The sequence below is a fragment of the Actinopolymorpha rutila genome (assembly GCF_013407855.1).
Taxonomy (GTDB): Bacteria; Actinomycetota; Actinomycetes; order Propionibacteriales; family Actinopolymorphaceae; genus Actinopolymorpha; species Actinopolymorpha rutila.
Genome location: NZ_JACBZH010000001.1, coordinates 4,495,247 through 4,518,203, shown reverse-complemented (window position 1 = coordinate 4,518,203; position 22,957 = coordinate 4,495,247). Strand labels below are relative to the sequence as shown.

General features: G+C 70.7%; 26 protein-coding genes. 12 read left to right on the top strand and 14 right to left on the bottom strand.

All coding sequences use genetic code 11. The annotated features are described in order from the left end of the window. Window positions 1-88: 88 nt before the first annotated feature. Entirely contained in the window at window positions 89-3,253 is a 3,165-nt protein-coding gene (locus tag F4554_RS20150; protein WP_179789012.1) for an FAD-linked oxidase C-terminal domain-containing protein, read from the bottom strand. A gap of 340 nt (window positions 3,254-3,593) precedes the next feature. On the opposite strand from F4554_RS20150, the gene F4554_RS20145 reads away from it, so the two are divergent. The 10 genes from F4554_RS20145 (at window position 3,594) to F4554_RS20100 (ending at window position 12,024) form a co-directional block, all read left to right on the top strand. Beyond that, window positions 3,594-4,550: a SigB/SigF/SigG family RNA polymerase sigma factor gene (locus F4554_RS20145; protein ID WP_179789011.1), complete on the top strand. Its 957-nt coding sequence runs from the start codon at window positions 3,594-3,596 to the stop codon at window positions 4,548-4,550. Window positions 4,551-4,609: 59 nt separating this feature from the next. Beyond that, window positions 4,610-6,397 carry a thiamine pyrophosphate-requiring protein gene (locus tag F4554_RS20140; protein ID WP_179789010.1) on the top strand — a complete coding sequence of 596 codons (1,788 nt, stop codon included), beginning with the start codon at window positions 4,610-4,612 and terminating at the stop codon, window positions 6,395-6,397. 40 nt (window positions 6,398-6,437) lie between these two features. After that, window positions 6,438-6,941 (top strand): Na+/H+ antiporter subunit E, encoded by a 504-nt coding sequence (locus F4554_RS20135; RefSeq protein ID WP_179789009.1) that lies wholly within the window; start codon window positions 6,438-6,440, stop codon window positions 6,939-6,941. Continuing rightward, on the top strand, window positions 6,938-7,198 hold the full coding sequence (locus tag F4554_RS20130) for a monovalent cation/H+ antiporter complex subunit F (RefSeq protein ID WP_179789008.1): 261 nt from the start codon (window positions 6,938-6,940) through the stop codon (window positions 7,196-7,198). The genes F4554_RS20135 and F4554_RS20130 overlap by 4 nt, the downstream gene beginning before the upstream one ends. Next, entirely contained in the window at window positions 7,195-7,593 is a 399-nt protein-coding gene (mnhG, locus tag F4554_RS20125) for a monovalent cation/H(+) antiporter subunit G (RefSeq protein WP_202889381.1), read from the top strand. The genes F4554_RS20130 and mnhG overlap by 4 nt, the downstream gene beginning before the upstream one ends. Further along, window positions 7,593-7,970, top strand: a complete 378-nt coding sequence (locus F4554_RS20120) for a Na(+)/H(+) antiporter subunit B (protein ID WP_179789007.1) — start codon at window positions 7,593-7,595, stop codon at window positions 7,968-7,970. Before mnhG ends, F4554_RS20120 begins: the two co-directional genes overlap by 1 nt. Further along, entirely contained in the window at window positions 7,967-8,983 is a 1,017-nt protein-coding gene (locus F4554_RS20115) for an MnhB domain-containing protein (protein WP_179789006.1), read from the top strand. The genes F4554_RS20120 and F4554_RS20115 overlap by 4 nt, the downstream gene beginning before the upstream one ends. Then, window positions 8,980-9,348, top strand: a complete 369-nt coding sequence (locus F4554_RS20110) for an NADH-quinone oxidoreductase subunit K (RefSeq protein ID WP_179789005.1) — start codon at window positions 8,980-8,982, stop codon at window positions 9,346-9,348. Before F4554_RS20115 ends, F4554_RS20110 begins: the two co-directional genes overlap by 4 nt. 23 nt (window positions 9,349-9,371) lie before the next feature. Beyond that, window positions 9,372-11,132: a complex I subunit 5 family protein gene (locus tag F4554_RS20105; RefSeq protein ID WP_179789004.1), complete on the top strand. Its 1,761-nt coding sequence runs from the start codon at window positions 9,372-9,374 to the stop codon at window positions 11,130-11,132. Window positions 11,133-11,199: 67 nt separating this feature from the next. After that, a complete protein-coding gene (locus tag F4554_RS20100) occupies window positions 11,200-12,024 on the top strand; it encodes an Fpg/Nei family DNA glycosylase (RefSeq protein WP_179789003.1) in 825 nt (274 codons plus the stop codon). Between the two features lie 34 nt (window positions 12,025-12,058). On the opposite strand, the gene F4554_RS20095 is transcribed toward F4554_RS20100, so the two are convergent. Next, on the bottom strand, window positions 12,059-12,670 hold the full coding sequence (locus F4554_RS20095; protein ID WP_238341360.1) for a hemerythrin domain-containing protein: 612 nt from the start codon (window positions 12,668-12,670) through the stop codon (window positions 12,059-12,061). A 126-nt stretch (window positions 12,671-12,796) separates the two neighbouring features. Between F4554_RS20095 and F4554_RS20090 the strand changes: the two genes are divergently transcribed. Beyond that, the gene (locus F4554_RS20090; RefSeq protein ID WP_179789002.1) at window positions 12,797-13,093 is read left to right on the top strand and encodes a hypothetical protein; all 297 of its coding nucleotides are present in this window, start codon (window positions 12,797-12,799) and stop codon (window positions 13,091-13,093) included. A gap of 411 nt (window positions 13,094-13,504) precedes the next feature. Further along, entirely contained in the window at window positions 13,505-15,364 is a 1,860-nt protein-coding gene (locus F4554_RS20085; RefSeq protein WP_179789001.1) for a glycoside hydrolase family 9 protein, read from the top strand. 81 nt (window positions 15,365-15,445) lie between these two features. Here the strand turns inward: F4554_RS20085 and F4554_RS20080 are convergent, their stop codons facing one another. The 12 genes from F4554_RS20080 to F4554_RS20025 form a co-directional block, all read right to left on the bottom strand. Beyond that, window positions 15,446-16,198, bottom strand: a complete 753-nt coding sequence (locus tag F4554_RS20080; protein WP_179789000.1) for a GNAT family N-acetyltransferase — start codon at window positions 16,196-16,198, stop codon at window positions 15,446-15,448. 291 nt (window positions 16,199-16,489) lie between these two features. Beyond that, on the bottom strand, window positions 16,490-17,587 hold the full coding sequence (locus F4554_RS20075) for an SRPBCC family protein (protein ID WP_179788999.1): 1,098 nt from the start codon (window positions 17,585-17,587) through the stop codon (window positions 16,490-16,492). After that, on the bottom strand, window positions 17,584-18,225 hold the full coding sequence (locus F4554_RS20070; protein WP_179788998.1) for a hypothetical protein: 642 nt from the start codon (window positions 18,223-18,225) through the stop codon (window positions 17,584-17,586). The genes F4554_RS20075 and F4554_RS20070 overlap by 4 nt, the downstream gene beginning before the upstream one ends. A 48-nt stretch (window positions 18,226-18,273) precedes the next feature. After that, window positions 18,274-18,516 carry a gas vesicle protein GvpG gene (locus tag F4554_RS20065; protein ID WP_179788997.1) on the bottom strand — a complete coding sequence of 81 codons (243 nt, stop codon included), beginning with the start codon at window positions 18,514-18,516 and terminating at the stop codon, window positions 18,274-18,276. A 4-nt stretch (window positions 18,517-18,520) separates the two neighbouring features. Then, the gene (locus F4554_RS20060; RefSeq protein WP_179788996.1) at window positions 18,521-19,297 is read right to left on the bottom strand and encodes a GvpL/GvpF family gas vesicle protein; all 777 of its coding nucleotides are present in this window, start codon (window positions 19,295-19,297) and stop codon (window positions 18,521-18,523) included. A 16-nt stretch (window positions 19,298-19,313) separates the two neighbouring features. Continuing rightward, window positions 19,314-19,781: a gas vesicle protein GvpJ gene (gvpJ, locus tag F4554_RS20055; protein ID WP_179788995.1), complete on the bottom strand. Its 468-nt coding sequence runs from the start codon at window positions 19,779-19,781 to the stop codon at window positions 19,314-19,316. Beyond that, a complete protein-coding gene (gvpJ, locus tag F4554_RS20050) occupies window positions 19,778-20,524 on the bottom strand; it encodes a gas vesicle protein GvpJ (RefSeq protein WP_179788994.1) in 747 nt (248 codons plus the stop codon). Before gvpJ (F4554_RS20050) ends, gvpJ (F4554_RS20055) begins: the two co-directional genes overlap by 4 nt. Beyond that, window positions 20,521-21,780, bottom strand: coding sequence for a GvpL/GvpF family gas vesicle protein (locus tag F4554_RS20045; protein WP_179788993.1), 1,260 nt, complete (start codon window positions 21,778-21,780; stop codon window positions 20,521-20,523). The genes gvpJ (F4554_RS20050) and F4554_RS20045 overlap by 4 nt, the downstream gene beginning before the upstream one ends. After that, entirely contained in the window at window positions 21,777-22,184 is a 408-nt protein-coding gene (locus F4554_RS34235) for a gas vesicle protein (protein WP_337796119.1), read from the bottom strand. Before F4554_RS34235 ends, F4554_RS20045 begins: the two co-directional genes overlap by 4 nt. 56 nt (window positions 22,185-22,240) lie before the next feature. Beyond that, the gene (locus F4554_RS33720) at window positions 22,241-22,513 is read right to left on the bottom strand and encodes a gas vesicle protein GvpO (protein ID WP_337796307.1); all 273 of its coding nucleotides are present in this window, start codon (window positions 22,511-22,513) and stop codon (window positions 22,241-22,243) included. Further along, window positions 22,510-22,662 (bottom strand): hypothetical protein, encoded by a 153-nt coding sequence (locus tag F4554_RS33715; RefSeq protein ID WP_179788990.1) that lies wholly within the window; start codon window positions 22,660-22,662, stop codon window positions 22,510-22,512. The genes F4554_RS33720 and F4554_RS33715 overlap by 4 nt, the downstream gene beginning before the upstream one ends. Before the next feature lie 21 nt (window positions 22,663-22,683). Next, window positions 22,684-22,839 (bottom strand): hypothetical protein, encoded by a 156-nt coding sequence (locus F4554_RS20025; RefSeq protein WP_179788989.1) that lies wholly within the window; start codon window positions 22,837-22,839, stop codon window positions 22,684-22,686. Window positions 22,840-22,957: the final 118 nt, after the last annotated feature.

Genomic DNA, 22,957 nt, shown 5'->3' with positions numbered 1-22,957 from the left:
CTCGGCAGGAGGGGGTGGATGCGACCACGCGAGATCCTGGCCCCGGAGCCCTGACGGACCTTCCGTGACAACTACGCCTTGACGACGGTCATCGCCTGGTGCGACGGCTGGTCAACCGGGCGGCGGCGCTGCTACCCATGCGGGCGGCGACAGCGGCCGCGGCGCCGGCGGCCAGCGCGGTCGCGGCCAGCGCGGCGGCCCGGGCGGCCCAGCTCGGTGTGCCCGGCCGGTCGCCGGGCGCCAGGTCGTTCCGGGTCGCCCCGATCCGCACACCGTCGGGGGAGTGCCGCCGGTCCGGCAGCCCGCGGGCGAGGAGCTCGGCCAGGTGGACACCCTCGCGTCCGCCGCTGTCGAGTTCGTGCAGCTGCGTACGGCAGCTGAACCCGTCCGCGAGGATCGCCGTGCCCGGCTCGGCGTCGCGCACCGACGGCAACAGCACGCTCTCCGCACAGGCCTCGCTGACCTCCAGGTGCCCGGCCTCGAACCCGAAGTTGCCGGCCAGGCCGCAACAACCGGAGTCGAGGCGCTCGGCCCGGGCGCCGGCGCGGTCGAGGAGTTCGGCGTCGGCGTCCCAGCCCAGGACGGCGTGCTGGTGACAGTGCACCTGGGCGAGGGCGTGCACGCCGTTCAGTGACGGTGGCGTCCAGCCGGGCGTGTGCTCGGTGAGCAGCTCGGCCAGTGTCAAGGTCTGCTTGCGCAGCCGTTCGACGTCGTCGTCGGAACCCATCAGATCGGTCGCGTCGGAGCGGAAAACCGTTGTGCAGCTGGGCTCCAGGCCAACCACGAAGCCACCGGAGCGCAGGTGATCCGACAGCGCGTCGATCGTACGACGCAGCACCTTCTTGGCCGTGGCGAGCTGGCCGGTGGAGATCCAGGTGAGGCCGCAGCACAGCGTCTGCTCCGGCATCCGCACCTCCCAGCCGGCGTCCTCCAGCAGCTCCACCGCGGCGCGGCCGATGTGTGGGTGGAAGGTGTTCGTGAACGTGTCCGGCCACAACATCACCGTGCCGCGGCTCCCGGCGGGGCGAGATCCGCGACGCTGCCACCACTGCCGCAGGGTCTCGCCCGCGAACAACGGGATCTCCCGGGGCTCAAGGCCGGCCAGCGCGGTCGCCAGCCGGGGCAGCAAGGGTGCGTGGGTGAAGGCGTTCACCACCCGTCCCAGCCGCGCCCGGGTAACGCCGGCCGCGACGACGGGCAGCCAGCCGAGCGCATAGTGCGCACGGGGACGTAGCCGGCCCGCGTAGTGGTGGGCGAGGAACTCCGCCTTGTACGTCGCCATGTCGACGTTGGCCGGGCAGTCGCTCTTGCATCCCTTGCAGGCAAGGCAGAGGTCCAGCGCATCGCGTACGGCGGTCGAACGCCAGCCGTCCACGACGGGGGAGTCGTGGTGGCCGGCCAGCATCTCGAACAGCAGGCGGGAACGACCGCGGGTGGAGTGCTCCTCCTCCATGGTCGCCTGGTACGACGGGCACATCACCGCGCCACCCTCGTGCGAATGCTGGCGGCACTTGCCCACGCCGACACAGCGGTTGACGGCCTGCACGAACGACCCGTCGGTCTCGGGATAGTGGAAGAACACCTCCCCCTCGAGGTGCGGCGTCCACGTCGCGCCCAGGCGGAGGTTCTCGTCCAGCCGGTGCGGCGCGACCACCTTGCCGGGGTTCATCCGGTCGCCCGGGTCGAAGATCGCCTTCAGCTCGCCGAACGCCCGCATGATGGTCGGCCCGAACATCCGGGGCAGCAGCTCGCCGCGGGCCTGCCCGTCGCCGTGTTCGCCGGAGAACGAACCACCGTAGGACGCCACCAGGTCGGCGGCGCTCTCCAGGAACCGGCGGTACGTCGCCACGCCCTCGGCGTCGGTGAGCCCGAACGGGATCCGGGTGTGCACGCAGCCCTGACCGAAGTGGCCGTACAGGCTGGGCGCGGTCTCGTCGGCGTACCCGAACTCCTCGAACAACCGCTCCAGGTCGCGCAGGTAGTCGCCGAGTCGTTCCGGTGAGACGGCCGAGTCCTCCCAGCCCTCCCAGGTCTCCGGGTGGCCGGGCACGTGCGCGGTGGCGCCGAGGCCGGCCTCGCGTACCCGCCAGAGCTCGTCCTCGCGTTCGGGCTTGTCGAGGAAGGCGACGTCGGGGTCGTCGCCGGACTTCCCCAGCGCCCGCAGCATCCGCTGCGCCGCCTGGTCGCACTTCTCGTTCGTCTCCGCGCCGAACTGCACCATCAGGAAGCCCGATCCCTCGGGCAGCTCCTCGCGGGCGAGCGGGTTGAGGTGCTTGATCTTCTCGTCGGTGAGCAGGCGTTCGTCCAGGCCCTCCAGCGCGATCGGCTCGTGCGGGAGCACGGCGGGTACGGCGTCGCCGGCCGCGGCGATTCCGTCGAAGCCGAGCACCACGAGGGTGCGGGAGGGGAGTACGGGAATGAGCTCGAGTTCGGCCCGCAGCACGGTCACCAGCGTGGACTCGCTGCCGACGAGCAGTCCGGCGACGTCGAAGTCGTGTTCGGGCAGCAGGGAGTCGAGGTTGTAGCCGGACACGCGGCGCGGGATGTCGGGGTAGCGGGCACGAATCTCGTCGGCGTACTGCTCGCGCAGCCGGCGCAGGGAACGATAGACGGCGGCGCGCCGGTCGCCGCGGCGTTCGACCGCTGCGTACTCCTCGTCGTCGGTCTCACCGCACCAGAAGCGGGTGCCGTCGTAGAGCAGCACCTCCAGCCCGGCGATGTTGTCGACGACCTTGCCGGAGCGCTGGGCGGTCGCGCCGCAGGAGTTGTTGCCGATCATCCCGCCGATCGTGCAGTTGGGGTGGGTGGCCGGCTCCGGGCCGTACCGCAGTCCGTGGCGTGCGAGCTGCTTGTTGAGGACGTCGAGCACGATGCCGGGCTCGACCACGCAGGTCCGCCGCTCGGCGTCGACCCGCAGCAGCCGGTTGCAGTACTTCGCCCAGTCGATCATCACCGCCTCGTTGGTGCACTGCCCGGCCAGGCTCGTACCACCGCCACGGGACAGCAGCGGTGCGTCGTGCTCGCGGCACACGGTCACCGCCTCGACCCCCGCCTCGATCGACCGGGGGACGACCACTCCGATCGGCACCTGCCGGAAGTTGGAGGCGTCGGTGGAGTAGGCGGCGCGGGTGCCCTCGTCGAACCGCACCTCGCCGTCGACCCTCGACTCGAGGTCCCGCCGCAGGGCGGCCACGTCGACGTGCGAGCGGCGTGGGGCATGGAGGACGGGTGCGGGCAGGTCGACCTCGGTCACGGGCGGAGCTCCTCTCCCGGTCTGTCACGGCCGGTCGGTCTCGGCTGGTCAGCACGGCCGGTCGGCACAGCCGGTTGTCACAGTCAGTTCCCGTGCATCCCGGCGAGTACCCACCTCGTTCGGCCGGCTCCCGGCCGGTGATACCCGCGGGATTCCTGCATACTCGCAATACTTGCGCGATTGCAAGTAATGCGGGGTGGTGATACGTCTTGGAGGGTAGTTCTGTCCCCTGGGAGCGGTTCCGGGGGAGAAACAGTCGATCGGGAGGTTTCGTATGTGTGCGGCGTGGGGAGGGGTCCCTACCCAGCCCCGAACCCCGGCATGGACGAGGAGGTCACCCATGGCCACCAGCACCACGGCCGCATCCGCGGTCCCCGCCCGCAAGCGCACCGCTCGCTCTTCCCGCATCTCCCCGACCGAGAGCATCCGCCAGGCGCGGATGGCGCTCGCCGCGAACCCCCCGTCCGACGCCGAGTCCACCACCGAGTCCATCGAGTCCACTACCGAGGAGGACTCCGCCGCAATTTCCGCGGCCAGGAAGGACGCCGACCGCAGGAACGCCCGTCGCGGCTCCCGTTCCCAGCTGGTTCTCGACCACATCGGCCTGGCCAGAAACCTCGCGTCCCGCTACGCCGGACGCGGTGAGCCGCTCGAGGAGCTCCAGCAGGTGGCCATGGTCGGGCTCGTCCTGGCCGCCGACCGGTTCGACCCGGAGAGGGGCACCAGCTTCAGCACCTTCGCCGTGCCGACGATTCTCGGTGAGCTTCGCCGGCACTTCCGTGACCACTGTTGGTCAGTACGAATCCCGCGCCGGCTGCACGACCTGCACCGTGCCGTACGCCAGGCCAACGAGGACATGTCCAACTCGCTGCGGCGGTCACCGACGGTGAGCGAGCTGGCGGAGGAACTCGACGTCCGGGAGGAGGACATCCTCCAGGCGCAGGAGAGCGCCGGCGCCTACTCGGCGTTGTCGCTGGAGAGCCCGGTGGACAGCGGCGAGCCGGACGCCGACACCCTGGGCGACCTGATCGGGCACGACGACAGCAACGTGGAGTACGTCGAGAACCGCGAGGCCGTCCGCCGGGTGATTCCGCACGTGCCGGAGCGGGAACGTCGGATTCTGTACCTCACCTACTTCCGCGAGCGGACGCAGGCCCAGATCGCCGCCGAGTTCGGCATCTCGCAGATGCAGGTCTCCCGGCTGCTGGCCACCACGTTGTCCAACATCCGGTCCGCGGTGATCGAGGACAAGGGCGTTCCGACCAACTGGCCGACACCTCGCCAGAAGGCGAGCTGACACCTCGCACGCCTGCCCCGCACCGCGGCCAACCGAACCGCACGAGACTGGAGGAGAAGATGGCCGAAACAGTCGCCAACCACGTCCTTTCCCGGCTTCGCGACTGGGGTGTCGAGCAGGTGTTCGCCTACCCGGGCGACGGCATCAACGGCCTGGTGGCGGCGTTCGGTGAGTCCGACAACCAGCCACGGTTCGTGCAGTCGCGACACGAGGAGATGTCGGCGTTCGAGGCCGTGGGGTACGCGAAGTTCAGCGGCCAGGTCGGCGTGTGCATGGCGACCAGTGGGCCGGGCGCCATCCACCTGCTGAACGGCCTGTACGACGCGAAGCTCGACCACGTGCCGGTGGTGGCGATCGTCGGGCAGACCGCCCGCAGCGCCATGGGCGGCAGCTACCAGCAGGAGGTCGACCTGCAGACCCTGTTCAAGGACGTGGCCAGCGAGTACCTCGTCGAGGTCAACGTCTCCGAACAGCTCCCCAACGCCCTCGACCGCGCGATCCGTACGGCGCAGGTACGCCGGGCGCCCACGGCGCTGATCATCCCGGCCGACCTGCAGGAGGAGGAGTACTCCCCGCCCGAGCACGTCTTCAAGCAGGTGCCCTCCAGCCCGCCCGCCGACCTGCGGTCGCTGGCGGTGCCGCCGGAGGAGGAGATCGCTCGCGCCGCTGAGGTGCTCAACTCGGGCTCGAAGGTCGCGATCCTGGTCGGCCAGGGTGCCCGGAACGCCGCGGAGGAGGTGTGCCAGGTCGCCGAGGTCACCGGTGCCGGCGTGGCGAAAGCCCTTCTGGGCAAGGACGTTCTGTCCGACGACCTTCCGTACGTCACCGGCTCCATCGGACTGCTCGGCACCAGGGCGAGCTATGAGCTGATGCGTGACTGCGACACCCTGCTGATCGTCGGGTCGAGCTTTCCGTACACGCAGTTCCTGCCGGACTTCGGCCAGGCCCGCGCGGTGCAGATCGACCTCGACCCCGGCCTGATCGGGATGCGTTACCCCACCGAGGTCAACCTGCTCGGCGACGCCCGTGGCACGCTCGCGGCACTGCTGCCCCGGCTGACCCGCAAGGACGACCGGTCCTGGCGGGAGACCGTCGAGAAGAACGTCGCCCGCTGGTGGGAGACCGTCGAGCACCAGGCGATGCTGGAGGCCAAGCCGGTCAACCCGATGCGGATCGTGTGGGAGCTGTCCCAGCGGATTCCCGAGAACGCCATCGTGACGTCCGACTCCGGTTCCGCCGCGAACTGGTATGCCCGCGACCTGCGGATCCGCGGCGACATCCGGGGGTCGCTGTCCGGCAACCTGGCCACCATGGGGCCGGGCGTCCCGTACGCGATCGGCGCGAAGTTCGCTCACCCCGACCGGCCGGTGATCGCTCTGGTCGGTGACGGCGCGATGCAGATGAACGGCATGGCGGAGCTGCTCACGATCTCGCGCTACTACCAGCTGTGGTCGGACCCGAGGTGCGTGATCTGCGTCTTCCACAACAACGACCTGAACCAGGTCACCTGGGAGCTGCGGGCGATGGGCGGCGAGCCGAAGTTCGAGGAGTCGCAGGCCCTGCCGGAGGTCTCGTACGCCGACTTCGCCGCCGGCATCGGCCTGGAGGCCGTCACCGTGGACGGCCCCGACCAGCTCGGCCCGGCCTGGGAGCGCGCGCTGAACGCCGACCGGCCGGCCGTGCTCGACGTGCGCTGCGACCCGGAGGTGCCGCCGATCCCGCCGCACGCCACCTGGGAGCAGATGAAGGCCACCGCCCAGTCGGTGCTGAAGGGGGATCCGAACGCCTGGCACCTGATGGTGCAGGGAGCCAAGACCAAGGCACAGGAGCTGCGCCGCGGGCGCTGAGGCGTCCCGGGGCCGGTCGCCGGGCCGGGGAGACGGACCGATGAGCCGCTTCGCCGCGTTGTGGATCTGGATGTTCGCCCTGTGGGTGCTGCTCACCTGGACGCTCACCGTCGAGCAGTGGGTCGTCGGTGCGGTGGTGGCAGCCGTCGTGGCGGTGACGTTCGCACCGCTCGGTGCGGTGCCCCGGCCCTGGCGGCTGGGGCCGCGCCGGTTGTGGTGGCTGGGCAGGCTGGTGGCGACGGCACTGCGCCGAAGTGCCGTCGCCAACGCCCAGCTCGCCGCGCGGATCTGGTCGCCGCACCCGAGGACCCGGTCGGGGATGCTGGTGGTGCCGACCAACGCGCGGACCGCCGCGGAGTTCACCACGGTCGGCGTACTCACCTCGCTCATCGTCGACAACCAGCTGGTCGACGTACACCGGAACGGCTCCCGCCTGCAGTACCACGCGGTGTGGGTGAGCGACGAGGACCCGATCCGCAACCGGGCCCGGATCAACGCGCCGGTGGAGGATCTGGTGGATCGCCTGGCAGGGGAGTCGCGATGACCGAGATCTTCTGGCTGGCGGCGGTCGCGGAGACCCTCCTCGCCGTTCCGCTGCTCGCCCGGCTGGGGCGCGGTCCGACCATCGCCGACCGGATCGTGGCGGTGAACACCGTGGCGACCCAGGCGACGCTGGCGGTGGTGTTCGCCGCGGCGGCCACCCAGCGGCCCATCTACCTGGACGTCGCGTTGTGGCTCGCGGCGTTCAGCTATCTGGGCACGATCGTCTGGGCGCGCTATCTCGAGCGGGGCCTGCTGTGATCCGGACCGTGATCGTGGCCGGTCTGCTGGTGGCCGGGTTGTTCTTCTCCCTCTCCGGCGTCGTCGGAATCCTCCGGATGCCCGACGTGTACACCCGCATCCAGTGCTCGACGAAGAACATCACGATGGGCGCGCTGCCGGCCCTGCTCGCGCTGGTGGTCGGCATGGGCGCGCTCAGCACGTACGGCAGCCGGGCGTTGCTGGTCGCCGGCCTGCTGCTGCTGATCAACCCGATCGCCTCGCACGCGCTCGTCCGCGCCGCGTACAAGAGCGGTGCGCCGATGTGGCGAGGCGCCGTCGTCGACCAGGTCCGGGCGTCGGCTGGTGAACGGCGCGGCGACGGTTCCGGCGAGGGTTCTGGCAACGGCTCCGGTGACAGGGGAGGCCGCCGGTGATGTTCTGGGTGCTCGATTTCGCCTGCCTGGCGGTCATTCTCGGCGCTGCGGTCATGGTGGTCCGCCTGCGTACCCTCACCGGCGCCGTGGTTGCGCTGTCGGCGGTGGGAACCGTCCTCACCCTGCTGTTCGTCGTCCTCGGCGCGCCCGACGTCGCACATGCCGAGGTCGCGGTGGGCGCGATCGCGTTGCCCGTGCTCTTCCTCGTCGCCATCGGCAAGGTCCGGACGGTCGTGGAGCCCGCCCAGGTCGGTGAGCCGTCCGGGACCGAGCACCCGCCTGGGACGGAGCGTACGGGCGGGACCGAGCACCCGCCCGGGACCGAGCACCCAGCCGAACGCGCGGACGGGGGAGAGGCCGGGAAGGCCGGCGGATGAGTGGCGACCGGCCCGGCTCGCAGGCGACGCACCGCCCAGTGGTCGGAGCAGTGCTCTCGCTGGGCTTCCTGGGCGTGCTGGTGGTGGCGCTGCTGGGACTGCCCGGCGACCGGGCGCCGTTGCCGGCCGTCGCCCGGCAGGCACTGGAAGAGTCCCTCCCGGTCTGGCACTCCACCGAACCCGTCAACGTCGTGGTGTACGGCGTTCGCGGGTTCGACACCTTCGGCGAGACGTTCCTGTTGCTGGCGGCTGTCGTGGGAGTGGTCCTGCTCGCCCGCACCAGGGAACCCCGCGCCGGCTTCGTGGGCGAGGAGGTTGCCGCCGGCCCCGAACAGCTGCAGGAGGACCCGGGCTCGAGGCGGCACGGAGAGCCCGGCGATGCCCACGGTGCGGGCGAGGAGGACGCGGCCCGGGCCGCGGAGCGCGCCGAGCAGAGGAGTGAGCACGAGAGCCGGGCGCCGGCCACCCCGGACGACGAGCCGCTCGGGACACCGGCACCCGAACGCGCGCAGGGCATGTCCGTGGTCGTCCGTGGCGGCATCCGCACCGCGGCGCCCCTGCTCGCGGTCATGGGGCTGTACCTCGTCGCCTGGGGATACTCGCCCGGCGGGGGTTTCCCGGCCGGAGCCGTACTGCTCGGTGTCGTCCTGCTCGTCTACGCCGCACTCGGCTACGGCGCGATCAGCCGGGTGATCCGGCCCGGACTGCTGGAGCCCCTCGAACTCGCCGGCGCACTGGCGATCTGTGCCCTCGGCCTGGTGGGGCTGGCGGTCGCCGGTGCGTTCTGGGCGAACTGGCTGCCGCTCGCCCCGGCGCAGACGATCCGCTCCGGCGGCATCGTGCAGGCGTTCTCGGTGGCGGAGCTGGTGGAGGTGTCGACCGGCCTCACCCTCGCGGTGTTCGGGCTGCTCGGCATGCGCCACGACTGGGCGCCGGACCCCGACACCGGCGACAACAGCGACAACAGCGACAACGACGACAACCACGGCGGCGACACCGGGGGCGGCCGGTGATCCACGTCAACTACGTCGCCGCGGCGGTGTTGTTCTGCATCGGCCTGTACGCCGTTCTCACCCGGCGCAACCTGCTGCGGATCGTGATGGGCCTGTCCCTGATGGAGTCCTCGACCTACCTGCTGCTGGTGTCGATGGCCTACCGCCGCGGCTCCACGGCGCCGGTCCTGCTCGACCCGCCGCCGGGAAAGACCCCGAGCGAGCTCGCGGCCGGCAACGTCGCCGACCCCGTCCTGCAGAACTTCTGCATCACCGCGGTGGTCATCGGGGTGGCGGTCACGGCGGTCTTCCTGACGGTGGTGGTCCGGATCGCCCAGCACCACCGCACCGTGGACGCCGACGAGGTGCGGGCGATGCGCGGATGAGCATCCTGAGCACGGCGAGCCCGATGAGCACGGCCACACTGGACTCGCTGCTGCCGTTGCCCGCGGTCGTCCTCATCGTCGGCGCGACGGTGTGCCCGCTACTGGGGAGAATCTCGGCTCGTGCGCCCATGGTCGTCGCGGTGCTGGCCTGCGGCACCGCCGGTGGGATCCTGGCGCTGTTCGCCCCCGCGGTCTACTCGGGCCGGCTGCTGGTGACCTACCTCGGCGGCTGGACTCCGAAGGGGGGCGCGGCGCTCGGCATCGCGTTCGCCGCCGACCCGTTCGGGCTGAGCTACGCCCTCGCGGTGACCGTCGTGAGTCTGGTGCTCACCGTGTTCACGTTGTCGATGCTCGGCCGGCTCGGACCCCGCGAGCTCGGCGGCTACGCCTGCCTGTTCCTGCTGCTGGCCGCCGCCCTGGTGGGGATCGCGCTGACCGCCGACGCGTTCAACCTGTTCGTCTGGCTCGAGGTCGCGGCACTGGCGAGCTACGCGCTGACCGGCTTCTTCCTGGAACGCCCGACCGCGCTGGAGGCGGCGTTCAAGATTCTCGTACTGACCACGATCGGGACGTTCTGCGTCTTCGTCGGCACCGGCGTGCTGTACGCGGAGTACGGCGCGCTGAACCTCGGTCAGCTGCACAGGTCGCTCGAACCGGGCGTCGGGGTGGTGGGGCTGGTCGCGCTGGGCCTGCTCGTCGCCGGCTACGGGACCAAGGCCGGGCTGATTCCCTTCCACGGCTGGCTGGCAGACGCGCACACCGCCGCGCCGGGCCCCGTGTCGGCGTTGTTCTCCGGCCTGATGGTGAGCCTGGGCGTGGTCGGGATCGCCAGGTTCGCCTTCCTGGTCTACGACCGGCCGCCACCTGTGCTCGGGGTGCTGATGGTGGTGGGGGTCGTCTCGGCGGTGGTGGGTGCGCTGCTGAGCCTGGGCCAGGACGATCTCAAACGACTGCTGGCGTACGACACGGTGTCCCAGATCGGCGTGGTGACGGTGGGCCTGGCGATCGGGACCCGGGTCGGGGTGGCCGGCGGCACGTACCAGCTGCTCAACCACACGTTGTTCAAGTCCCTGCTGTTCCTGTGCGCGGGGACGGTCCTGCACGTCACCGGGAAGGAACGCCTGTCCGAGCTCGGCGGGCTGGGTCGGCAGATGCCGCTGGTGGCGGCGGCGTTCCTGGTCGGCGTACTCGCGATCTCCGGCGTCCCGCCGCTGAACGGCTACGTGTCGCTGGGGCTGATCCACGAGGGGCTGGAGGAGACCCATCAGTACGTCCCGCTGGCGGCCCTCCTGGTCAGTCAGGCGGTCACGGTGGCTGCGCTGGGCCGGGCGGCGTGGCGGGTGTTCTTCGGGCCGGCCCGGGGCCCGGCGCCGGCCGGGGAGTCGGCGCGGCCGGGGATGGTGGCCGGGTTCGTCGCCCTGGCGACGTTGTGCGTGGCGTTCGGCGCGGTGCCGAAGCTGCTGCTGCACCGGGTGCTCAGCCCGGCCGCGGACTGGTTGCTGGACGCGGGGGACTACGGCCGGTCGGTGCTGGCCGGTGGCGGGCACGTGTCCCTCGGCCCGGTCGTCACGTTCGACTACCTCGCGCCGACGTCGTTGCTGGTGGCGCTCGGCACGGCGGTGGTCGGCGTGCTGCTGGCGTGGAGGTATGCCGGTGACCGTGTGCCGCGTTCGGTGGTGCCGCTGCGCAGGCTGCACACCGGGTCGGTGAACGACTACGCGAGCTTCCTCGTGGCCGGCCTGCTGCTGGTGTGCGGAGGTCTGCTGGCCGGGCGGCTCGGGTAGGCGGCTCGGATGGGTAGGCGGCTCGGATGGGCGACTCGGTGAGGCCGGGTTGGGAGGTGGGTGACCGATGCCCGAACTCCCTGACGTGGAAGGGTTCCGGCGGGTCCTGAGTGACCACGTGGTCGGTGCCCGTGTCGAGAGCGTGCACGTCGCCGACGAGGGAGTCCTGCGCGGGGTGAGCGGTCGTGCGTTCCGGCGCGAGGTCGCCGGCGCGACGCTCACTTCACCTCACCGGCACGGCAAGTGGCTGGTGCTGCCGCTCGCCCGGTCCGGGCGGGCCGTACACAGACATGACGACCCGAGCGTGGTCTTCCACTTCGGCATGACCGGCGGTTTGTCGTGGGTGCCGGCGGAGCGAGTCGAGGGGGAGCCCCGGCACCGGCACGACCGGGTGGTCGTCCGTACGGCAGCCGGCGAGCTCCGCTTCCGCGACATGCGGAAGTTGCAGGGAATCCGGCTGGCCACCGACGACCACGCCGTCGACGTCCTGCTGGGCGGGCTCGGCCCGGACGCCGCGACGGTGACAGCGGGGGAGTTTCGCAAGCAGGTAAGGCCGTTACGACGTCAGCTCAAGCCCGCCCTGATGGACCAGACGGTGCTCGCGGGGCTCGGCAACCTGCTGGTGGACGAGACCCTGTGGCGTGCCGGACTTCGCCCCGACCAGGCGACCGCCGACCTCGACGCCGCCACGCTGAACCGCGTGCACGCGCGGATGCGCACCGTCGTACGGCACAGCGCTCGGCACGGCCGGGTGCCGGCGCACCCTTCCTGGCTGACCGGGCACCGCGATCGGGGGCAGGACCAGACCTGCCCCCGATGCGGCACCCCGCTTCGGCGCGGCCGGGTGGGCGGACGTACGACCGTGTGGTGCCCGCACTGCCAACCCGGCTGACGCCTGCCCCTGTCCACCTGGGCCAGGCGCTGCCTCAGAGGTCGTCCGGCGTGGTGGAACGCCGGGACAGCGCGTCGCGCATCTTGTCCACCAGGCCCGTGCCGGGGTCGAGCAGTTGGTTCCACGGCGGGTTGCTCGGCGAGGACGGGTGTGGCCTGGTGGGTGCGGCGTCCTTGGCGGCCGCGATCCGGCGGGCCAGGTCGATCAGCTCGTTCTGCGGGCACGCCTGCCGCAGCTTCGGGAAGAGCATGCCCTCCTCCTCCTGGATGTGGTGGCGCACGTCGGCGATCAGCTGACCGACCAGCCGGTCGAACTCCGCATCCTGTGGGGCCAGGCCCTCCAGCCGCTTCATCAGCTTCTCGGCCTCGGCGTGCTCCTGCGTCTCGTGGTCGGCGAGTTCGTCGCCGTCGGCCAGGACACCGCGCGCCGTTGGGTAGAGGTACTGCTCCTCGGCCACGGAGTGCCGGACGAGTTCGGCGATCATCACGTCCGCGACCTGCCGGCGGCGTTCGGTGTCGCCTTGCCCCGACTCGAGCTCGCGGAAGAGTTCCTCGACCTCGCGGTGGTCCTCGACCAGCAGGTCGACGAGGTCCTGCGTTCCGCCTCTGGCGGCGTCTCCGGGCATCTGGATCGGTGCGTCACCCATGAGAACCTCCTTCGTAGGACGTCCGATAACGCCTACCCCGTCGGGTGTGGCGTACGCGTACGCGGTCCACTGCGTGGTAGGTAGTCCAGGTGCGGCCGGACAGGTCGCGGAATGGGAGAACACGTCATGTCGCTGTGGACGCGGATTCGTGATCGAGTGAAGCAGGACCGGGGCGGTCGCCACCTGGGTGAGGCGGACGCGCCGTCGGACGCCGGACCGGGCAGCTCGCGGGCAACCGGTGGCGGACCGGAGGCCGCGGGGCCCGAGCCCACCGGCTCGACCGGCACCGGCACGACCGGCACCGCGCAGAGCGAGACCTACGTCGGTCGTGTGGGCGGGGACGACGACGCCGGTGCCGCGCAGGAGTCCGGCGCCGAACGCCGTGCTCAGGCCGAGGACCCGAACCAGCCGCGTCCCAACTGACCGGTCGCGGGGACCGGTCCCATCCCGGAACAGGCCCGGAACAGGCCTGAACCAAGCCCGGAACAGGCCTGCATCAACCGCCCGGTGAAGTGCCGTTTTCCTTGTTTTAGGGACATTGTTCGGCACTTGTGCGTACGAGGCAGGCAGTGATTGACACCGGCGAAGGGAGGCTGTCAACATCACGGCTTGAGCCGCTCCAATCGTCGGCACGACCGTATCGGGGACACAGGGTCGTCTGTCACGACCGAGCGGGTCCAACGACCAATCCGCTCAGCGGCCCCACCGGGCCGCCGACCGCGTGTGAGGACGCCCGTGACTCCTTCCCCTTCGCATCGAAGTGTCCCCGAGAGAAGATCCGCGCGCCGCACCCGCTCTGTCGCACTCGCGTGCACCGCGGTCTTCATCACGTTCATGACCAGTTGTGCGGGCTCGCCACAGGCGCCGACGACCACGGCCGTGAAGAACAACCCGGGCGGGCGGCCCGGCGCGGTCGACCCAGGCCTCGGCGCCGGAGGTGGCGACGAGTGGAAGAAGGACACCGGGAGCCGGATCCGGGTCAACCAGGTCGGCTACCTCCCCGCGGGGCCCAAGGACGCCACGGTGGTCACCCGGTCCAACGAGCCGCTGTCGTGGCAGTTGCGCGACGGAAACGGCCGGGTGGTGGCCGACGGGCGCTCGACGCCCCGTGGGACCGACCAGGCGTCGGGGCAGAACGTCCAGACCGTCGACTTCTCCCGCTACGACCGGCCGGGCAGGGGCTACACGCTGCGGATGGACGGACAAACCAGTCTTCCGTTCGACATCTCCACGCAGGGCTACACGCGGATGCGCTACAGCGCCCTGCGCTTCTTCTACCACCAGCGCAGCGGCATCCCGATCCTCGCCTCCCTGGTCGGTAAGAAGTACGCCCGGCCCGCCGGCCACGTCGGTGTGGGCGCCAACGGCAATGACGCCGACGTGCCCTGTCAACCCAGGGTTTGCAAGTACCGCCTCGACGTGCACGGCGGGTGGTACGACGCCGCCGACCACGGCAAGTACGTCGTCAACGGTGGGTTGGCGGTGCACCAGCTGTTCAGCACCTGGGAGCGCGCGAAGTACGCCCGCACCGGACAGCCGAAGGAGCTCGGCGACGGCACGCTGAACATTCCCGAACGCCACAACGGCGTGCCGGACGTCCTGGACGAGGCACGGTGGGAGATGGAGTTCCTGCTCCGCATGCAGGTTCCGTCCGGGCAGCCGCTGGCGGGGATGGCGCACCACAAGATGCACGACCGGGCGTGGACCGGCCTGCCGATGGCACCCCAGGACGACCCGCAGCCGCGCGAACTGCACCGGCCCTCGACCGCCGCGACGCTGAACCTCGCGGCCGCCGGCGCCCAGTGCGCCCGCGTCTTCGCGCCGTACGACAAGGCGTTCGCCAACCGCTGCCTCGGCGCGGCCAAGACGGCGTGGGCGGCGGCGAAGCGGCACCCCAAGCTGTACGCGCCGGACAGCGACAGCACCGGCGGCGGTGCCTACGGCGACACCAACGTGACCGACGAGTTCTACTGGGCGGCCACCGAACTCGCGCTCACCACCGGCGAGCGTCCCTACCTCGACGCCCTGCGGGCATCGCCGCTGCACAAGGCGCAGGTGTTCACTCCCGCCGGCTTCGGCTGGCAGTCGGTGGGACCGGTCGCCCGGCTCGACCTCGCGACGGTGCCGGGGAAGGTCCCGGCAGCCGAACGCCGGGCCGCCCAGGCGTCGGTGGTCCGGGCCGCTAACAGCTACCTCGCCACCCAGCGCGGGCAGGCGTACGGACTTCCGCTGCCCGGCGGGCCGGAGTCCTACAGCTGGGGTTCGAACTCCAACGTGCTCAACAACCTGGCCGTCCTGTCCACGGCGTACGACCTCACCGGGAAGGAGTCCTACCGCACGGGTGCGCTGCAGGGGATGGACTACCTTCTCGGCCGCAACGCGCTGAACCAGTCCTACGTCACCGGCTACGGCAAGAAGGTGTCCCACAACCTGCACAGCCGGGCGTTCGCGCACGAGCTGGACAAGCGGCTGCCGCCGCCGCCGCCGGGCTTCCTCGCCGGCGGACCCAACGCCGCGCTGCAGGACCCGGTGGCGCAGCAGCGGTTGGCGGGTTGCCGTCCGCAGCTGTGCTACGTCGACGACATCCAGTCCTTCTCCACCAACGAGTACGCCATCAACTGGAACTCCGCGCTGGTGTGGATGACGTCGTTCGCGGCCGACCAGGGCACCGGCACGGCTCGCGGTCGGGTCTGACAGGGCGTAGCGGATCGCGCAGCGCCCCGGACCGGCACCAGTGGATGCCGGCCCGGGGCGCTGTGTCGTCGGCGCGGTGCGCTAGTCCAGGGCGATGTAGAGCCGCCTGCCGGTCGGCGCGTAGCCGATCCGCTCGTACACCCGCCAGGAGTCCTCGCCGGACGCCTCCAGCCAGGCGCCGACGGCACCTGCCTCGAACACCCGACGGGTGACCAGCGCGGTGAGCACGCCGGCGATGCCCCGTCGCCGGTACGGTTCCCGGACGGCGATGCCGGTCACCTCGGACAGGCCGACGGCCGGGGCGCTCGCCAGGCCGCCACCGATGTAGGCACCGTCGAGATCCCGGGCGTACACCAGCACCCCGCCGTCTCGCTGGGCGCGGCGGATGCGGGCGATGTCGTCCGGGCCGGCCACGCGTTCGGATCCGAACGCCGCGTTCTGGGCGGTGACGACGCCCGCGCGCTCCTCGTCGGTGGTGGGCTCACCGATCTCCACCCCTGCGGGATCGGGCGGTGTCCGTAGGGTGGCGGGTGAGCAGGTGAGGTACTCGTTGCGGGCCTCCACAATGAACCCGGCGTCGAGCAGGTGGCGCTCGAGGTCGGGCGCGCAACTGGTGACGTACTCCAGCCGGGGTAGCCGTCCGATGCTCCGGAAGGCGGCCACGAGGACGGCCACGTCGGCCGGAGTGACGGTGGCTCCCGGCAACGGAGTCGCGTAGTTGACGAACCGGCTGTCGGTGGTGGGATCCCAGCCGATGACGAACGGGCCGGTGGCGACGGTCGCCGGGCGCCGGGACAGGTTGTGTACGACAGAACTCTGGACGATGTTGTCCATGATCAGGTGTGACCTCGGGTCAGCGGGGGCGTGTCGAGACATGCCCTGAGAGGGATGCGGGCAGCACGAAGCCGCGTGAGGCCGCACGGAGAGTACGCGAGAGCGTCAAGCCGACTGGGCGTACGGGCGGCCGCGGCGGGTCGCCGAGATCACAGGCATCATCCAAGAGGTCGGAGGAACTGTCCGCGCCGGACGCGAACCGGCGTAAGCATGCCGTCGAGGTCAGCCAGGGTCAACAGGTTTGCAGGCGGACACTCAAACACTCAGACAGACACAGGCAGTCAGAGGCCGTCAACGTCGGCTTGACCGCTGCCGCGACCTGGGCCGCTCCTCGTCCTCCTCGTCCTCGCTTTCGTCCTCGTCCTCCTCGTCCTCTTCTTCGTCGCGGTCCTCGTCCTCGAAGTCGTCCTCGTCCTCTTCCTCGTCGCGGTCTTCCTCGTCGCGGTCCTCTTCCTCGTCACGATCCCGGTCGCGTTCTTCCTCCTCCTCGCGGTCCCGGTCGCGTTCTTCTTCCTCCTCGCGCATCACCTCGTCATGATCGCGGACGAGTTCGCCGTCCCGGATCTCGCCACGCCAACCCTCCTCCTCGGGGTCGGCCTCGACCGTCACGTAGTGCCGGAACTTCTTGAAGTCCAGGCGGGCGCGGCGCCCCTGCGCCCGCCACAGGTTGGCGGTCTTCTCGAAGAAGCCGTGCGGGTGGTACTCGAGGAGCAGCAACACCTGGGTGAGGTTGTCCTCCAACTGGTGGAAGCTGACCGCACCGTTCACCACGGTCTGGCCCTCCGACCGCCACACGATCCGGTCGTCGGGGATCTGATCACTGGTGGTCGCGTTCCAGCTCCGGTTGGACCAGGCGATCTTCCCCTTCCAGGAACTCTTCGTCTCGTCCTCCTTGTCGAAGTCCACGCTCTGCAGTCCCTTTGACCACTTGGGAAAGTCCTGGAACTGCGTCCAGTGGTTGTACGCCGTCCGCGCCGGCACCGGGACGTAGAGATCCTCCACGATGTTCATGTACTTCCCGCCGGAGGCGGACTTGCCCTTCCCACGGCCGAAGATGCCCTTCACCTTGTCCTTCAGTCCCTGCGCACCGGCCTTCGCCGCCGCCTTGCCCGGCGAGGAACCGCTCAGCGTCTCCTTGACCACTCGCCCGACCATGCCGCCTCCGTCGTCGTCTCCGCCGGCGATCCCGGTGAGGTTCTTCGTCGCGTCGCCCACCTTGTCACCGAGATTCCCCAGCATCTTTTCGGCCTTCGCCGCCGCGAACGCCTGCGCGGCCTCGAAGAGGCGCTGCGTGGCGGGGTTGCGGCCGGCGGCCTTGCGGATGCCGCCACCGATGTCGGAAAGGCTCACCGGGTCGGGGCGAGCGCGCCCGAATCCTGCCTGGCTCATCTGGTTCCCCCTCTCGACGCGCCGCGACTGCCGGACCGCTCACCGCCGGTGCGTCGGCCCTTGTCGCCACCTCGACCGCTTCGCTCCGGGTGGTCGCCGCGGCCACGGCCGCCGCTGGGGCGTCGGCCTTCGCCCGTACGCCCCTCGCCGGTACGCCTGCTGGCGCTACGCTTCTCGCCACTACGCCCGCGAGCGGGGCGCTCCTTCCGCTCACCGCGACGGGGCCCGGCGCGTTCCTCTTCCTCTTCCTCCTCCTCTTCCTCGGGCTCCTCGGGCTCCTCGCGTTCGGCGCGGTCCTCGTCCTCGCGTCCTCGGCCCTTCCCATCCCCGGTCGGCTTGCCCGTCAAGCCCGCGGTGCGTTCCTCAAGGGAGTCGGCCAGCCGGTCGAGCGGCCTGGTGAGGCTGGCCAGCGCGGCCGCACGGCCGGTCGACGCCAGTTCACCGGTCACCTCGTCGCGGATCCTGCCGAACTGTGGCGACTCCGAGAGCCGTTCGAACGCTTCCTGGCCGAGCGAACGCAGGTCGAGCCGCTTGCCGATCAGGGCCGAGCCCAGCAACAGGGCGAACCTGGCCTTCTTGCGCCGGCCCAGCACATAGCCCCCGACCACGGCCAGAGCTATCTTCGTCGAGTTGTTCATCTCCCCCTCCTCGTGACGCCGGCCGGCTTCCTTGCCGTCCGGGCGCCGTCATCGGTTGCCGCGTCGCTGTGCTTCCTCCAACCGGTCGAGAATCTCGTCCTCGGCGACGTCGAACTCCTCCTCGGTGAGCAGGCCCGCGTCGTACGCCTCGGACAGGTCGGCCAGCTCGCCGCGGATCCGGGCGACGTTGTAGTACTCCTGCTCGCCCAGGTCGAGGACCTGCTCGGCGATCCAGCCCACGCCACGCACCGGCGCCAGTGGCAACGTGAGCAGCCCGGTGACCAGTCCCATGTGCCTACGCCCCCCTTCCCGACGCCGGCTCGGGTGTGAGGTTCGGTGTGCTGACGAAGCTGTACGGCGGAAGCGGCCCGGACAGCCGCAACCGGATCGCCGGACCCCAGGCGGCGTCGAGATGTTCCGCGGTCTCGGCGAACTCCTCCGCACGCTCGTTGTCCACGAGAAAGCTCTGGTTGACAGCCGCGCCGCGAACCCTGGAACCGGCCAGGTGGTCGACGGCGATCGGACCGAGCCCCGCGACCAGCAGTTCCTCGAGCGCGCGCTCCCGGTCCTCGATCGCGGCCGCGACCGCCTCGCCGAGCTGGATCTGCTCGTCCAGGTTGGCGGTGTGCTCCCGCAACCGCCGCACCGTGGGATCGTTCTCAGCCACCGACCGGATCAGCTCGTCCTCGTCGCAGAACACCTTGACGTTGATCTCCGCCCTTCGGGCGAGGTTGTCGATGGTGGCGAGGTGCGCGGAGTCCTCGGCGGTGAGCTCGCCGCGCAGGCTGTCCTCGTCGGTGGCGACCACACCGAACCGCATCGGCAGCACCGTTCCCTGCCGGCCGAGGTGGTCCAGGACCCCCTGGTGGGCCTGGACGTCCCTTCGCTTGGCGCGCAGTCCGGGAGGGGCGTCGCTGACCACGGCCGCGACCCGGCCGGTTCGAAGTCTCCGCAGCGCCGCGGGCGGGTCCCCCACGCCGCCGAGCCCGGTCAGGTCACAGGGGTGGTCGGCGGCCACGACGCCGTAGACGTAGACCGCCTTGGGTTCCGTCCGCCTCGTCTGCCCTGCCATGGTTGCCCCCTCTGCCTCACTCCGACCGCGACCGCGAACGTGCCTGACGGGCACGGCTGCTGCTGACGCGTTCCTTCCGCTTCCCGCCTCGTTCTTCCTCGTCCTCTTCGGCTTCCTCGTCGTCGCCACCGCGGTGGAACACCTCGCCGACCGACTCGGCGGCTCCACTCAGCGCGCCCTTCACCTTGCGGCCGGCGCCCTTCTCCTCCATGTCGCCGATGAACTCGGGCAAGGTGCGGGACTTGCCGCTCTGGGTGAGATCAAGCCGGTTGACGGCTTCGGCGAACCGCAGATAGGTGTCCACGCTGGCGATGACGATCCGGATGTCGATGGTGAGCAGTTCGATGCCCACCAGCGAGACCCTGATGTAGACGTCGATCACCAGGCCCTTGTCCAGAATGAGTTCGAGGACGTCGTACAGACTGCTGGAGCTTCCTCGCTGCGCGAGGTTGCTGCCCGAGCCCTGCCAGGGGCTGACTGTCATCGTTGCCATCTTCCTTCTGCGACGGGGTTTCGGCGGTTGGGGAACGGATCCACGTGAGCGGGGAACGGCGACAGGTCCGGCCTGCGCCGACGGCGGCCGGACACGAACTCGGTGAGCTCGCCGACCTGGCGTTCCAGTGCCATCAGGGACCGGCCGAGGCGCTCCACCTGGGTCGAGGTCAGTTCACCGGCGTCCATGCGACGCAGCGCCTGACGTTCGAGCAGCTGGCGAACGAGGTCGACCACGAACACCACCAGGCCGGCGACACCGGCCTCGCGGTCTCCTTCTTCGGTACCCGCACCCGTACCCGCATCGGGCAGGTCCGCGGCCGTACGGACGGCAGGTGGTGTGGGAGGCATGCCTGTGCTCGGCCGGTACGCCGAACCGGTGCGCGGTGACTCGGCGTGCGGTCGTTCAGTGTGCGGTGACTCGGCGTGTAGTTGTTCGGCGTGCGGTCGTTCGGTGTGCGGCGCGGGTGCGGGCCCGGCGCCGACCTGCTTCGGCGGGCTCGACCCGGCGGGCACCTCCGCCGACCTCGCGTGTTCGTCGGCGGTGCGCTCGGCGGCGCGTTCGAGGGTGTGCACAGAGGCCAGCAGAAGGTGCAGATCGAGGCGTACGAGGTCCACGTCGGCGAGCGTGATCAGCACGCTGCCGTCGACGCAGGCCCCGGAGTCCAGCAGCCGGTCCAGGACGTCGACCAGCGAGCCGTCGTCGAGCGCCAGCCGGCGTTCGCCGCCACTCATGGCGAAGCTCCCGTCGTCGACGAGGAGGACGTCCGCGACCGGCCCGTGTCCGTCGGCATCCGGACGAAGTGGTACGGCGGCCACGGTCCGGAGACCTCCACCCGCAGACCGTCGGCGGCGTACTGCCTTGCGACCTCCCGCAGCACGCCGTCGAACTCCTCCTGCCTGGGGTGGGAGACGAGGTAGACGGCGTCGAACGCCAGGTCGGTGCGGCCGGCGGGCTGCCCGGTCGTCTGCCCGGTCGTCTGCCCGGTCGTCTGCCCGGTCGTCTGCCCGGTCGTGTGCGTGGTCGAGGGCCCTATCCGGGCCGAGGCCCGGACGATCACGTCGCGGGCCTGACCGGCCAGCGCGTCCTCCAGTACGGCGGCGACACTGCCGCGAACCCGGCCGGCCGCCTCGCGGGCAGCGGCCGCCTCCCGGCGCCGGACCATCCAGGTGGTCCCGGTCGCCGGCTCGTCCAGGTAGGCGGGCACCTGCTCCGTGCTGTCGGTGGGGGACTCGACGTACGCCTTGACGCCCCACTCGCTCGCCCCGTCGAGCCGGTCCAGCTCCGCCGCCAGCCGGCCGGCGTCTGTCAACGCGATCTTGCGGGCGTCGTCCCTGCTGGGGTACAGGGCGCCGAACCGGAACGGCAGGACGGTCCGGTCCCGGGCCACTTCCTCCACCACCCGCTCGTGCGCGCCGACCGCCGCGCGCAGCCAGCCGTGGGCGCTCAGGTCGGGGTCCTGGTCGCTGGCCCGGAACCCCGCCAGGGGAACCTCCGACGCCGCGACGGCCAGGTCGCCGGCGTCGAGGATCTCGACGGGCGCACCCTCCACCCCTGCCGGAAGCTCGGCCGGCGCGGGCAGGGACCGGCCCGCGGTGCGGTCGGCCTTGCGCAGGATCGCGTAGACGTACCACGCCGTCTCGGTGGACACCCGGCCCTCGTCGGCTGGATGGCCTTCGGTAGGCGACGGGGTCTCGGCAGGCGACCGGGGCTTGGCAGGCGACGGGCCCTCGGTGGACGGCTGGAGTTCGGTGGGGGCCTGGCGGGCACGCGGCACCTGACCGGGTTCGAACCCGGCCGCCGGCCCCTGCGGTGGGAACGGTTCCACATCGAGCACCGAACGCACCGCCTGGCGATAGCGCTCGACGAGCTGGTCGACGAGTTCGTCGCGCACCAGGGACCGGGCGCGCTCGGACGCCTCGTCGAGCAGCGAGGTCACCTCGGCCGACGTCGGCCGGCCGGCGAGCAGGTTCCGCGCGGCGGCACTCATCGGCGGGCCCCGCTCTCGGTGGAGGTGGACCCGACAGCGCGCTCGTGCCGCCGCTCGCCGGAACCCACCTCGCCGGAACCCACCTCGCCGGAACGCGCCTTGCCGGACCCCACCTCGGCGGCGGGTAGCTCGGCGGCACGCATCCGGTCCTCCATCTGCTCGATGCGTTCGCGGAGTTCGCGGTTCTCCTGCTCCAGCCGGGAGTTGCCGGTCAGGAACGGGTCGGAGGACCACCAGTCGATTCCCATGTCGCGCGCGGTGTCGACGGAGGCGATGAGGAGCCGTACCTTCAGGGTGAGGAGTTCGATGTCGAGAATGTTCACCTGAATGTCACCGGCGATCACCACGCCTTTGTCCAGAACTCGTTCGAGGATGTCGGCGAGCGAATCACTCGACCTGGACACTGGAGTGGCTCCGGTCGTCCGGTATTGGGGGTACTGGGAGTTCTGCGGCCGGGCGGTCACATTTCACCTGCCTGGTTACGCGGGTACCTCCGCTGCCGTCGATAGGAGGTGATGTTTCCGGCGGAGTCGGTGTGTGTTTCGTAACTCGCCAGGATGCTGGTGGTGTCCGGAACGCGAGGAACCTCGATGATCTCCACCTGAAATATCCAGCCGTCCCCGTCGTTCTCCAACCGGGAGACCCCGGCCGCCTCGCAGTTGGTGAGCGCGGACAGTTGTTCCATGGCGGTTCGCGACACCCGCATCGGATCCGCGCCGCGCCGCGTGGTCAGGTCCCGTTCGCCACGGTCGCCGCCACGGTCGCCGCGGCGGTCGCCTCGGTCACTGCGGCGGTCGACTCGGTCGCCTCGGTCGTCACGGCTGGTCCGCCGGGCGCGCTCGGGCCGGCCGTCGCCACGAGTACGCCGGGAAACGCGGTCACCACCGCGCCTGCGTTCGTCGGTCATACGTTGCGTTTCTCTTCCTTGCGCCTGATTTCCGCGGTCGCGGTGACGCGCAATCGTTCGCGTCCCAGGCGTGCGATGCTGATTTCGGTGTCGATTTCGAGGTTGATCCGGTGCTGATTCCTCGCTGATTCCTCGCTGATTCCTACTGCCACGCTACGCAGTGGGCACCGAAGATTCGAGGTTGCCGGCGTTCGGCATTGCGCCGTCCGGCAAAGTGAAATCGGTGCCATGTCGAGTGATGTCGGCCGACGGAATTCGAAAGGCGGCGGA